Origin of the sequence: Saccharibacillus qingshengii (assembly GCF_013185195.1) — a bacterium.
GTDB classification, from domain to species: domain Bacteria; phylum Bacillota; class Bacilli; order Paenibacillales; family Paenibacillaceae; genus Saccharibacillus; species Saccharibacillus qingshengii.
The window spans coordinates 227,963-239,758 of sequence record NZ_JAAZWC010000005.1; the positions used below are offsets into that span (position 1 = coordinate 227,963).

The 11,796-nt window shown below is 56.5% G+C and carries 11 protein-coding genes; 4 read left to right on the forward strand and 7 right to left on the reverse strand.

Annotated elements, in window-relative coordinates; all coding sequences use genetic code 11:
* Nucleotides 1-160 precede the first annotated feature (160 nt).
* Together HRQ60_RS06870 and aroA are read right to left on the reverse strand one after the other, a co-directional pair.
* Nucleotides 161-595, reverse strand: a complete 435-nt coding sequence (locus tag HRQ60_RS06870) for a CoA-binding protein (RefSeq protein WP_172194896.1) — start codon at nt 593-595, stop codon at nt 161-163.
* 37 nt (nt 596-632) lie between these two features.
* Nucleotides 633-1,925, reverse strand: coding sequence for a 3-phosphoshikimate 1-carboxyvinyltransferase (gene aroA, locus HRQ60_RS06875; protein ID WP_172194897.1), 1,293 nt, complete (start codon nt 1,923-1,925; stop codon nt 633-635).
* Between the two features lie 93 nt (nt 1,926-2,018).
* Here aroA and HRQ60_RS06880 point away from each other — a divergent pair, with 93 nt between their 5' ends.
* Entirely contained in the window at nt 2,019-2,321 is a 303-nt protein-coding gene (locus tag HRQ60_RS06880) for a rhodanese-like domain-containing protein (protein ID WP_172194898.1), read from the forward strand.
* Between the two features lie 280 nt (nt 2,322-2,601).
* On the opposite strand, the gene gndA is transcribed toward HRQ60_RS06880, so the two are convergent.
* A complete protein-coding gene (gene gndA, locus HRQ60_RS06885; RefSeq protein ID WP_172194899.1) occupies nt 2,602-4,053 on the reverse strand; it encodes an NADP-dependent phosphogluconate dehydrogenase in 1,452 nt (483 codons plus the stop codon).
* A gap of 209 nt (nt 4,054-4,262) precedes the next feature.
* On the opposite strand from gndA, the gene HRQ60_RS06890 reads away from it, so the two are divergent.
* Nucleotides 4,263-4,895, forward strand: a complete 633-nt coding sequence (locus HRQ60_RS06890) for a YktB family protein (RefSeq protein WP_425501630.1) — start codon at nt 4,263-4,265, stop codon at nt 4,893-4,895.
* 63 nt (nt 4,896-4,958) lie between these two features.
* Here HRQ60_RS06890 and HRQ60_RS06895 read toward each other — a convergent pair whose 3' ends face one another.
* The gene (locus HRQ60_RS06895) at nt 4,959-5,753 is read right to left on the reverse strand and encodes an SDR family NAD(P)-dependent oxidoreductase (RefSeq protein ID WP_172194901.1); all 795 of its coding nucleotides are present in this window, start codon (nt 5,751-5,753) and stop codon (nt 4,959-4,961) included.
* Nucleotides 5,754-6,206: 453 nt separating this feature from the next.
* The gene (locus HRQ60_RS06900; protein ID WP_172194902.1) at nt 6,207-7,499 is read right to left on the reverse strand and encodes an MFS transporter; all 1,293 of its coding nucleotides are present in this window, start codon (nt 7,497-7,499) and stop codon (nt 6,207-6,209) included.
* Nucleotides 7,500-7,875: 376 nt separating this feature from the next.
* Between HRQ60_RS06900 and HRQ60_RS06905 the strand changes: the two genes are divergently transcribed.
* Nucleotides 7,876-9,354: an aminotransferase class I/II-fold pyridoxal phosphate-dependent enzyme gene (locus tag HRQ60_RS06905; RefSeq protein WP_172194903.1), complete on the forward strand. Its 1,479-nt coding sequence runs from the start codon at nt 7,876-7,878 to the stop codon at nt 9,352-9,354.
* Between the two features lie 235 nt (nt 9,355-9,589).
* Here the strand turns inward: HRQ60_RS06905 and HRQ60_RS06910 are convergent, their stop codons facing one another.
* Nucleotides 9,590-9,919 carry a DUF1292 domain-containing protein gene (locus HRQ60_RS06910; protein WP_172194904.1) on the reverse strand — a complete coding sequence of 110 codons (330 nt, stop codon included), beginning with the start codon at nt 9,917-9,919 and terminating at the stop codon, nt 9,590-9,592.
* Nucleotides 9,920-10,144: 225 nt separating this feature from the next.
* The gene (locus HRQ60_RS06915) at nt 10,145-10,693 is read right to left on the reverse strand and encodes a stalk domain-containing protein (RefSeq protein WP_172194905.1); all 549 of its coding nucleotides are present in this window, start codon (nt 10,691-10,693) and stop codon (nt 10,145-10,147) included.
* A 227-nt stretch (nt 10,694-10,920) separates the two neighbouring features.
* Here HRQ60_RS06915 and HRQ60_RS06920 point away from each other — a divergent pair, with 227 nt between their 5' ends.
* Nucleotides 10,921-11,649 carry an MBL fold metallo-hydrolase gene (locus HRQ60_RS06920; protein WP_172194906.1) on the forward strand — a complete coding sequence of 243 codons (729 nt, stop codon included), beginning with the start codon at nt 10,921-10,923 and terminating at the stop codon, nt 11,647-11,649.
* Nucleotides 11,650-11,796: the final 147 nt, after the last annotated feature.

An 11,796-nucleotide genomic window follows, 5' to 3' on the forward strand; every position in this document is an offset into this window, starting at 1 on the left:
GCCCCAGAGCTGCAGCGCCTGTTCCCGAAGCGGGAAAACAAAAACGGCACCTCGCGATCGGGGATCGCTTGGCACCGTTTGAATCAAGCATTTGCAGAAGGCTGGTGTCAAAAAGTCGGGCTCGCCCAAACGCTGCGAAGTTCTCAGCGAAAAAGCAGGTTCAGCGCCGGGAACCGGCGCCGGTAACAGCGTCTTCGACTTTGATGCAGCGGTCCATGATGACGGTGAGACCGGCATCGCCCGCAATCTGCGCGGCTTCTTCGCTGAAGACGCCGGACTGGAGCCACAGCGTCTTCGCGCCGACTTCCACGGATTCGCGGGCGACGTCGGCGCAGAACTCGCTGCGGCGGAACACGTCGACGATGTCGATCGGCTCGGGCACATCGGCAAGCGAAGCATAGCAGGTCTCGCCGAGAATGGTGTCTCCGGCTGCCGTCGGGTTCACCGGAATGATCCGGTAACCCCGCGACTGCATCGCTTGGGCTACCATATAAGATGTCCGATCCGTCTTGTCGGACAGTCCGACAACCGCAATATTCCCGGCTGCCTCGAGCAGTTCGCCGATCCGTTCACGGCTTGGATTTTGAAAAGGCATGGCTGTTTCCTCCTTGGGTCCTGGGATAAGCTTTCGCTTATTCTTTTACCCATTCGACGTTGGCGCCAAGCGCAATCATGTCGTCAAAAAAGCCCGGGTACGATTTGGCAACGTGATGCGCATCCGTAATCGTAATCGGCTGCTCGGCGCGCAGACCCACGATCGTCAGCGCCATAATCACGCGATGGTCGTAATGCGAATCGATGCGGACGCCGCCCGCCACGCCCTGCGGACGCCCGTGCACGATAATCTCGCTCTGCGTTTCTTCCACATCCGCGCCGGCTTTGCGCAGTTCGGCCAGGTAATCGGTAATCCGGTCGCACTCTTTGTAGCGCAGGTTCTCCACATTGTAGAAACGCGAAGTCCCTTCCGCGAACACGGCCGCCGCCACCATGGCAAGCACGGCATCGGTCGCCGCGTCACCGTCGAACTCGACCGCTTTGAGTGCGCCGGTTCCCCGGACGACCACAATATCGTGCTCATGACTCAGCGGCGCTTCCATCATGCGCAGCACGTCGACGACGGCGCGCTCGCCTTGGCGGCTGTGTACGGCCAGGCGGCGAACCGTGACATCGGAAGGCAGCACAGCGGCTGCGGACAGAATCGCCGCCGATCCCGGGTAATCCCCCTGCACCGCGTATTCGCCGGCCCGGTAAGTTTGTCCACCGGGTACTCGGAAGCAGGAATAGTCTCCGTCGGCTTCGACTTGGATCCCGGACTGCTCCAGGACTTCAAGCGTCTGGCCGACCACGACTTTCGACTTCAAATCTCCCGTGACCGTAATTACGCTGTCTTCTTCAAGCAGCGGAGTCAGGAACAGCAGGGCACTGAGATACTGGGAGCTGACCTCGCCGGATACCGTGATCGCTCCGCCTTTGACAGGGCCTTTGACCGTAATCGGCAGTCTGCCGCCGTTATGGTCGATCTGCGCGCCCATCTGCTGCAGCGCTTCGATCAGATCGTCGTGCGGACGTTTGCCAAGCGAATCGGGATACGTATTGACGAAATGGACGTCTTCCGACAGCGCCGACACAGCCAGCAGAAAACGCAGGACCGCACCCGCGTTGCCGACATTCAGCTCGGCGACCCGCTTGGGGTTCCGCCCGAACCCCTTGATGACGATCTTCTCGTCGTCTTCTTCCAGTTCCGCTCCGAGCTCCGCAATGCAGCGGCGCATGGCGTCGCTGTCTTCGCTGTGCGCGGGAAAGCGTACAATACTTGTTCCTTCCGCCAAAGCGGCGGCAAGCAGATAACGGGTCGTATAGTTTTTGGACGATAAAGCTTCAATGGCGCCTTCCAGTCTCTCTGTACGTCTGACAATCACATCCATGACGATTCTCCTCCGGGCTTGTGGGTTTGGATTTGACACAAGTTTTTGATATTGGCTATCATGAACATATCCCAACCGAAAGGCAGGAAAGCCATGAATCCCATTGCACAGATTGAACCTTCGGAGCTGCGCGAGCGGATCGAACGGGGCGATGCCCCGCTGATGATCGACGTACGCGAGCCCGAAGAAGTTGCCCAGGGCATGATCCCCGGTGCCGTTCATATCCCTCTCGGCCAACTGGCCGGACGATTGGACGAACTCGATCCCGACCGCGAAACGGTATTTATCTGCCGCAGCGGTTACCGCAGCGAACGCGCCTGCGAATATCTGGAGCAGTCCGGCTTCGACAAAGTGGTCAATATGACCGGCGGCATGCTCGAATGGAACGAAGAATAAGCACAGTGATGCAAAAAGAGCCTTCGGGCTCTTTTTTGTGCCTGCTGCGGCCAATCCGTCCCAATCGCATCGAATTTCCTTTTTCCACTATACACGTTTCCGCATGTCCATTCAATCATTAGACGCTGTAAAGCGCTAAATCAACCTTGGATACCGAAGCTTTCGCTGCCCTAGGTATGAAAAAGCAAAAGAAAAAGCGGCCGAGGGCAGTCCCGAAAGACGGCCCCCGCCGCTTTTTGTCGTTTGAAAAGTTCCCTTTCGGGCGCTTAACGAACGATGATTATTGGTTTTTGGTGCCCGGCAGATCAAGCGTACCGTTGTCCAGGTCGAGCCACTCGTGGTGGAAGACGCCTTCTTTGTCCACGCGCTTGAACGTGTGGGCGCCGAAGTAATCGCGCTGCGCCTGCAGCAGGTTCGCCGGCAGACGTTCCGTGCGGTAGCTGTCGTAGTAAGCCAGTGCGCTTGCGAAGCCCGGAACCGGAATCCCGTTCATGACGGCCGAAGCGATCACTTTACGCCACGAATCCTGGTAGTTCTCGATGACGTCTTTGAAATAATCGTCGAGAAGCAGGTTTGCAAGTTCGCCGTTTTTCTCGTAAGCGTCTTTGATGTTCTGCAGGAACTGCGAACGGATGATGCAGCCGCCGCGGAAGATCATCGCGATTTTGCCGTACTGCAGATCCCAGCCGTATTCGTCGGAAGCGGCACGCATCTGCGCGAAGCCCTGTGCGTACGATACGATTTTGCTCGCGAACAGCGCTTTGCGCACATTCTCGATGAACTCGGCGCGATCGCCCGAGAAGGCTTCCGTTTTCGGTCCGCTGAGCACTTTGCTTGCCGCTACGCGCTCTTCTTTCATGGCGGACAGGAAACGCGCAAATACGGATTCCGTAATCATGGACAGCGGAACGCCGAGATCAAGCGCGCTTTGGCTGGTCCATTTGCCTGTGCCTTTTTGACCGGCGGAGTCGAGGATCACGTCGACCATCGCTTTGCCCGTTTCTTCGTCTTTTTGCGAGAAGATGTCGGTCGTGATCTCGATCAGGTAGCTGTCGAGTTCGCCCTTGTTCCATTCGCCGAAGATTTGGTGCAGCTCGTCCGTGTCGGCGCCGACCACGTCTTTGAGCAGGTGGTAAGCTTCGCCGATCAGCTGCATGTCGCCGTACTCGATGCCGTTGTGCACCATCTTGACATAGTGGCCTGCGCCGCCGGGTCCGATGTATGTACAGCAAGGTTCGCCGTCCACGTGAGCCGAAATCGAAGTCAGGATCGGCTCGACCAGTTCATACGCGCTTTTCGGTCCGCCCGGCATGATCGCAGGGCCTTTGAGCGCGCCTTCTTCGCCGCCCGATACGCCTGTGCCGATAAAACGGAAACCTTGGCCTTCAAGGTCGTCGCTGCGGCGCTGCGTGTCCGGGAAGTAGGCGTTGCCGCCGTCGATGATGATGTCGCCCTGATCCAGGAAAGGAATCAGCTGCTCGATCGTCGCGTCCGTTGCAGGACCCGCTTGAACCATGATCAGGATCTTGCGCGGCACTTCAAGGGATTGAACGAATTCTTCCACCGAGAATGTGCCTACGAGATTCTTGCCTTTGGCTTCCTCGACCAGATCGTGCGTCTTCTGCGGGGAGCGGTTATATACCGAGACGGTAAAACCTTTGCTTTCGATATTGAGCGCCAGATTTTTGCCCATGACGGCAAGGCCGACTACGCCAATTTGCTGTTTCGACATTTTAGGTTCTCCATCCTTTGCGTATGAAATAGGGTTGCAATAATTTTCATTGTACTCGTTTTGTTTAGTAAAGTGAAGTCCTCGGAATTGCTCTTCATGAAGCCTTCATGATGTGTTCCACTTGCTTGCAGCCTTTCGCTTCGTGCTATAATGGCCGTTGAATCGCCTGCGGGTTCTCCGGGAACCGCATTTTTGAAAGGGGCATGAACATGAATCAAGGTTTTCACGAAAAAGATTTTTCCGTCTTCGAAATAGAAGGTTTGGAACCGCGCATGAACGCTCTGATCGAGAACGTCAGACCAAAGCTCGACGAATTGGGCCGCGGCATCGCGCCGTTCCTGTCCGCGAAATGCGGCGAAGAAATGTACCCGCATGTCGCCAAACACGCCCGCCGCACTGTCCACCCCCCGAACGACACCTGGGTCGCCTGGGCGACAAGCAAACGGGGCTACAAAGCGCTGCCGCATTTTCAGGTAGGGATGTTCGCCGACTACCTGTTCATCGTAATGGCCGTCATCTACGAAAGTCCGAACAAAACCGTTCTCGCCCGCTCGCTGCATACGCATGAACGCCAAGTGCTCGATCTTGTGCCCAAAGAAGCGCAGCACGAGTTCTATTGGTCGGTCGATCATACCAAACCGGGAGGCACGCCGCATACGGAACTCGGCCGCGAAGGGCTTCGTTTAATCGCCGAACGGCTCGGCACGGTCAAGAAATCCGAAGTGCTCTGCGGCCGTTTCCTGCAAAAAGACGATCCGCGGGTGAAGGACGGCGACATGCTGATCCGTACGATCGAAGATACTTTCGATACGCTTCTCCCGCTGTACCGGATGGCTTTCTAACAACAAGACGGGCCGCGGCGGCTTCTCCTGCACAGGGGAAACCGGCCGCGGCTTTTTTTGACTCTACATCCCCTTGAACGACCCTCCGTTTACCGGATATTCCGCACCGTCCGCATATTCCGCTTTGTCGGAGGCGAGGAACACGATCATCGCGGCAATGTCTTCGGGCTGTCCGATCCGGCCGACCGGAAGTTCCCGCACCTCGTCCACGAAAAAGTCGATGACTTCGTCCTTGGGCTTGCCGAACTTCTCGGAGATCGCATCGATCATCCCGCCCGGCTGATCCCAGATATTCGTATGGGTAGGTCCGGGAGATACCGTCTTGACCCGGATCCCCTGTCCGCCGAATTCAAGCGACAGCGCTTTGCCTAGGCTCAGCAGACCCGCCTTGAATGCCGAATAATCGACCGACATCGGCTGCGGCTGGCGCGCATCTTCCGAAGCGATGCTGATAATGACTCCTTTGCCCTGCGCCGTCATATGCGGAATGGCCGCTCTTGAGGTACGGACCATACTCATCAGGTTGTTGAGGTAGGTCTCTTCCCACTGCTCGTCGCTCGTGCCGAGAAATCCGTCCAGCCGCGAATGGGAAATGCCCGCATTGTTGATCAGAATATCGATGCGGCCGAACGTTTGGATCGCCGCTTCCACCAGTTTCTTCGGTCCTTCCGCCGTGCTCAGATCCGCTTCGACCGCAAGCACCCGGTCTTCGCCGCCAAGTTCGCGGATCCGGTCGGGATGGCGGCTTGCGCCGACCACCTTTGCGCCTTCTTCCAGAAAAAGCCGGGCCGCCGCCAAGCCGATCCCGGAACTCGCTCCCGTTACGACCACGATTCTGTCGTTCAGATTCAGCTGCATCTTCTATTCCTCCAGTCCTGCCGAATCGGAATCGATCCGACGAATCAAGCTGCCTTCTTTCTTTAACCGTTCCGGCCGCGTTTGATTGGCTTCGCAAAGCGCCGATACTCAAAAAGCCGCCCTCGGAGGGCGGCTCAACGTGTCGAGAAAGTCTGAACCCAAGTGAAGCGAGGAGGCGGAGGGAGAAATTCAGTGTAGGAACGATAGTGTTCGCCTTTGTGGTGCAAGTTCATCCAAAATCAGGATATGAACTTGCACCGTTAATCGGGGAAATTCTGCTAAATTTCAATCCCTTTCCCCGATTTCAACACGCGACCGAAACGAATTTCTCCCGCAGTTGACAAGCTTCTCTTACGAATAGGACTTTCTCGACAGCCTGAGCCGCCCTTGTAGGGCGGCTTCGGACTGTCGGGAACCTCTTATTCGTTGGCTGCGCAGAATAGGCGCCGATCCTCAAGCCGCCCGTGCGCGCCGGCGCGAAGCGCGCGACAGGGGAGCGTGAATCAGCAGCAGCAGACCCATCGAAATGGCACTGGCCCAGAACGGTGCCTGGGGACCGAGATGATCCCAGGTCCAGCCGCCGGCCAGGGGGCCCAGGACGGTTCCGACGCCCTGAAGCGTAAGAAACACTCCCCAGATCGCTCCGCGCTCTTTCTCGGGGACAAGCTCGGCCAAGAGCGTATTCCAGGCGGGCAGAATCATCGCAAACCCCGCACCCGCCGTCAGTACGAAGCACCAGACGAGCGTCATCGCGTGTGTAGAAGCGAGTCCGCACAAGGCGATCACGGCCATCAGGAAGCCGATATGCAGAAACCAGCGGGTGCCGAATTTGTCGACCATCCGGCCGGCCGGGATCATGCCGACTACGGCTACGCCCCCGCCGACAATCAGCAGGATGTTGAACTGCCCCGGCGTCATACCCAGTTCGTTGCGGATATAGACCGAAATAACGGGCGTCAGGATGCCGATCGCGAACGACTGGAGAAACATGGCCGGATACAGCAGCGGCGTCAGCTTCAGTGCGCTTAGCGCACGCAGCACTTTGCGTACGGAATATACCGAGCGGACCGTGTGCCGTTTGACGAGGCGGCGAACCTTTTTGGGAAAAGAAAATCCGGCATGCGGGCGGCGGATCATCTTCGGCGTCAGCGGGGCAAGCATCTGCCGCGGAAGCAGCAGGGCGGCGGCCGTTACGAGCGCCATTACGCCAAAGAGTACCCAGAACACGACCCGGTAAGAATCGCCCACCAGCAGATTGGATATAATCGGTCCGGCTCCGGTTCCGGCAAGCGTCGCGATCTGGATACTGCCCATTTTCGCGCCGGTCCCGCCGTTTAGATCCGCTTCCATGCTGATTGTGCTCATCACGACCGGCCAGATCGGCGCGGTCCCGATCCCAAGCAGCGTGCAGGCCACGATAAGCGAGACGCCCGTCATCGAAAAAGCGATCACGCCCACCGCCGCCCATGACAGCAGCAGGCCTCCTACAATGGTCCAGCGCAGTCCGACATGTTCGGCCAGCCAGCCTGTCGGACTGCGCAGCAGATTGTCGCCTACGTACTGCAGCGAAAACGCCAGGCTGATCGTAAAGGCCGGCAGCCCCAGCGTATCGTTCATATAAACGGGAAGCACCGTAACAAGCAGGGCTCCTTTGACGAATTCGGTCAAAAATACGATAATCCACAAACATCCGAATACGGAAAATCGTTTGGATGCCGGATTCAATCCAGTCAGACGGTCATTCATAATGTTCCCCTTTCGGGCCGGGTGCCTCTGAAGTGCAGGCGGCCTCTGCGCATGCCGCGTTCGAAGCCACGCGGTCTGCTGCCTGGTCTGTGCCAAATCTCATTCGCCAAGCTTCCTTAGCCATTATATAGATAGAGCATGCCGGAAGTCTAACGGCCCAAGCGGCGTTTCCGGTCGGCAATCCGCACCGGGCCTTGTTTCTCCCCTTCGCCGGCCGTCCGATTAAACAGACGTTCGCTCCACTCTCCGACCCCGCATTCGGCTTGATAAAAATTGCGTCCTTGCAATCCCGCCCCGTTTTGCTATACTCAGTTTGTTTGATTTTTTCATAAGTGCTTCAATTACTCTACGCACACGAAAGGTTGTGACAACCCTAATGGATCATGCTCGTACTCCGCTCTTCACTGCGCTCAAGCGCCATGCGGACCAAAATCCGGTACAGTTTCACATTCCAGGTCACAAGAAAGGAATGGGGATGGACCCGGAATTTCGTGAATTTATTGGGGAAAACGCCCTTTCCATAGACCTGATCAATATCGCTCCTCTCGACGATTTGCATCAGCCAACAGGCGTGATCGAAGAAGCCCAGAAGTTGGCCGCGGACGCGTTCGGCGCGACGCACACCTTCTTCTCCGTTCAGGGCACCAGCAGCGCGATCATCACGATGATCCTGTCTGTCTGCGGACCCGGCGACAAGATTATCGTACCGCGCAACGTGCATAAATCCATTCTTGGCGCAATCATCTATGCAGGCGCCAAACCGGTATTTATCGCCCCGGAACGCGACACCAATCTCGGGATCGACCACGGCATCACCGTCAGCTCGGTACGCAAAGCGCTGAAGCTTCATGCCGACGCCAAAGCCCTGCTCGTCATCAATCCGACGTACTACGGCGTGTGTGCCGATCTGCAGCAGATCGTCGCCTTGTCGCACAGCTACGGCGTTCCCGTACTCGTCGACGAAGCGCACGGCGTACTGATCCATTTCCACGACCAGCTGCCGCTCTCGGCCATGCAGGCGGGCGCGGATATGGCGGCCACAAGCGTGCACAAGCTCGGCGGTTCGATGACGCAGAGTTCCGTGCTGAACGTCAACACCCGCAACGGCTATATCAATCCTAAACGGGTACAGACGGTGATCAGCATGCTGACCACAACGTCGACTTCCTATATTCTGCTCGCCTCGCTCGATACCGCCCGCCGCCAGCTCGCGCTGAACGGTTACGCGATGGCCGAGCGCGCGCTCGATTTCGCCGACTATGCGCGGAGCGCCATCAATCAGATCGAAGGCCTGTACTGCTTCGGCGAAGAAATTCTTGGCAGCGAAGCGACGTTCGATTACGATCCGACCAAGATTACGATCCAGGTCAGACGACTCGGCATTACCGGTTACGAAGCCGAGAACTGGCTCCGCGACAATCATAACATCGAAGTCGAAATGAGCGATATGTACAATGTGCTCTGCCTGATCACGGCCGGCGACAATGAAGACACGATCCGGATCCTGCTGAACGCACTGCGCGAGATGTCCGAAGAATTCCTGAACCAAGGCAAGGAAGTCAAGGAACTGGTCGTCAAAATTCCGGATATTCCGCATTTGGCGATTCTGCCGCGGGACGCTTTCTACGGCGAGACGGAATCGATCCCGCTCCGGGAATCCGCCGACCGCATTATTGCGGAATTCATCTACGTCTACCCGCCGGGCATTCCGATTCTGCTGCCGGGCGAAGTCATCTCGCAGGACAACATCAACTACATCGTCGATCATGTCGAAGTCGGCCTGCCGGTCAAAGGACCCGAAGACCGCAGTGTACGCTTCGTCAAGGTTATCGTCGAACCGGGCGCGATCCGGTAAGAAGACGCCTGTTCGTTTCATCTTCGTTTCGTCAGAGCTTTTCACGGCCCGAAGACCGGGCCAGCGGCGGCCGCTTGAATGCGGCCGTCTTTTTGATTGTTTGGCCCGCACAGACAGACTTCGGCAGGAGATAGAAGCTGCGCCGGCCAAAGCGCCAACACAAAAACGGATGCTCTCGCGGAGAACATCCGTTTTTGTGTTGGCAATCGTGCGCAGCAAGCGGCGCGCGTCCCGATTACTCTTCTTCGCCCTGCGCCGCAACCAGCTCGTTATAAGCCGCTTCGACTTTGGCCCACTCTTCTTCTTCCTCGATGTTGACAAGAACGGTCTCGCCGTCTTCTTCTTCGAGGCGCAGAATAAAGCCGTCCGCTTCCGGATTATTGCGCTCAAGCAGCAGCGCATAAACGTCTTCGCCAACGTCGAAAGTCTGAACGAGTACCATTTCCTTCTCGTTGCCTTCTTCGTCGCTGAACGCGACTACGATTTCTTCATCCTGGCTATGGTCATGTCCGCAATCCTCACCGTGCTCGTGATTGTGGGCATGGTTATGTTCGTGTTCGCTCATTGTGAAACCCCGTTTCCTACGGCGTATGCGCATGCCGCATGTACGCCCTAAAATTTAATCAACAACGTTTATCCTACCACTTCGCCCGTAGGAGGTCAATTTGAGAAACTAGTACCTTGACCGAATCAAATCTGAGGTTTTCGTTCATCGGAAACACGCACGGTTCAAGCGGGTTTTCGATGGGCGTAACCCAACATCGTTATCGGTCAAGGTACAAGCCTATTTTCAATCGACGGCGTTGATCGTTTTCTGTGCGACCATCGAGTAGGGACTGCCGCTTTTTTTGATATAAAATTCGACGTAATACTTGCCCGCTCTGCTGAAATCGTAAGTGAAATCATAGGTCTTGAACCAGAAATTGTCCTTGCGCGAGCTCAGCTCCTGGGACTGGATATCTTTGGCTTCTCCGGCCGGATTCCGCATCACGACCTTGACGGCTTCGATATCGGTGTTCAGGCCGTCGATCTGCGAGAAGATATAGAACTTCAGCTTGCCTACGCTGACGTTGCCGAACGGCGTATCTCCTTTGAACAGAAAAATATCGACGTTTGGCTTGGTGAAGCTGACCGATTTGGTGTTTTCGTTGTATTCGGCCAGTCCGTCGAATTCGCGTACCGGCACGTAAGTCGTCCCATCGATCAGGTAACCGCCCGTGCTCACCGCATTCCCGTTGATGAGGACCTTTATTTTCTGTAGGGCCGAGTCAGCCAATACCGTGGAGCCGCTGAGCAGCGACAAAGCCAGCGCACAGACCGCAATTCTTTTCCACCTCATGTTCGGGCGTCATCCTCTCTCTATCGTTCGAATCTTCACAGGTCGAAGCTTTTCCCTCTGCAACGCCTGCCGGCCTTTTCTCAAGACCGTTCTTATCAATGTATACTCATTCCCTTCTGTCAAGTTGCGGTCCGTTTGTTGATTCCCGCCGGGAAATCGTCCATAATGATTCGAAAGAAACGGCCTGCATCCACTGCTCGCCGAATACGGAACTGGGGGCATGCGCAATGAACCTTCAAATGATCGGAACCGGCAACGCTTTTGCGAAAAAATACTTCAATAACAACGCGCTGATCGAACAGGATGGTTTCAAGCTGCTGATCGACTGCGGCATTACCGCACCGCTGGCGCTGTACGAGCTGGGAATCGGAATGGAAGAACTGGACGCGGTCCTGATCACACATACGCACGGCGATCATGTCGGAGGGCTCGAAGAATACGGATTCCAGATGAAATTCAAGCATGGACGCCGTCCGGTGCTGATTGTACCCGAATCGCTCGTCGATCCGTTGTGGCAAAACACGCTCTCGGGCGGGATGACCCAGGAAGGACTGGACAAACTCGAAGACGCGTTCGAGGTCCGTCCGCTGCGGGTCGGCGATGTGCAGGAGCTGGCGCCGAACCTCTGCGTCGAACTAGTGCATACCGAACATATTGCCGGCAAAAAAAGTTACTCGCTTATTCTCAACCGCGATGTGTTCTACAGTGCCGACATGACGTTCGATCCCGAACTGCTCACGACGCTGGTTCGCGACCGGGGCGTGCGCCGTATTTTGCACGAAGTGCAGCTGGAAGGTCCGGGAGCGGTGCATACGACGCTGGATGAACTGCTGTCGCTTCCCGAAGAGATCCAGGCGATAACCAAACTGATGCATTACGCGGACAATCGCGATCGGTTTGTGGGACGGACAGGCAAGATGGAGTTTCTGGAACAAGGCGTCGTGTATCCGATCTGAAGGTTTCGCGGCCTCCTATGCTGCGTCCCTATAAAAAATTCCTCACCAAAAAACCGGCGCAGTTTTGCGCCGGTCAGGCTGTCGAGAAAGTCCTATTCGTTGTAGAAGCTCGTCGGCTGCGGGAGAAATTCGTTCCGGTCGCGTGTT

Bases quoted from the DNA above. Each gene is read 5' to 3' on its own strand.
- HRQ60_RS06915 (WP_172194905.1), bottom strand. From the start codon at position 10,693: ATGAGGTGGAAAAGAATTGCGGTCTGTGCGCTGGCTTTGTCGCTGCTC.
- gndA (WP_172194899.1), bottom strand. From the start codon at position 4,053: ATGTCGAAACAGCAAATTGGCGTAGTCGGCCTTGCCGTCATGGGCAAA.
- HRQ60_RS06920 (WP_172194906.1), top strand. From the start codon at position 10,921: ATGAACCTTCAAATGATCGGAACCGGCAACGCTTTTGCGAAAAAATAC.
- aroA (WP_172194897.1), bottom strand. From the start codon at position 1,925: ATGGATGTGATTGTCAGACGTACAGAGAGACTGGAAGGCGCCATTGAA.
- HRQ60_RS06870 (WP_172194896.1), bottom strand. From the start codon at position 595: ATGCCTTTTCAAAATCCAAGCCGTGAACGGATCGGCGAACTGCTCGAG.
- HRQ60_RS06880 (WP_172194898.1), top strand. From the start codon at position 2,019: ATGAATCCCATTGCACAGATTGAACCTTCGGAGCTGCGCGAGCGGATC.
- HRQ60_RS06905 (WP_172194903.1), top strand. From the start codon at position 7,876: ATGGATCATGCTCGTACTCCGCTCTTCACTGCGCTCAAGCGCCATGCG.
- HRQ60_RS06910 (WP_172194904.1), bottom strand. From the start codon at position 9,919: ATGAGCGAACACGAACATAACCATGCCCACAATCACGAGCACGGTGAG.
- HRQ60_RS06895 (WP_172194901.1), bottom strand. From the start codon at position 5,753: ATGCAGCTGAATCTGAACGACAGAATCGTGGTCGTAACGGGAGCGAGT.
- HRQ60_RS06890 (WP_425501630.1), top strand. From the start codon at position 4,263: ATGAATCAAGGTTTTCACGAAAAAGATTTTTCCGTCTTCGAAATAGAA.
- HRQ60_RS06900 (WP_172194902.1), bottom strand. From the start codon at position 7,499: ATGAATGACCGTCTGACTGGATTGAATCCGGCATCCAAACGATTTTCC.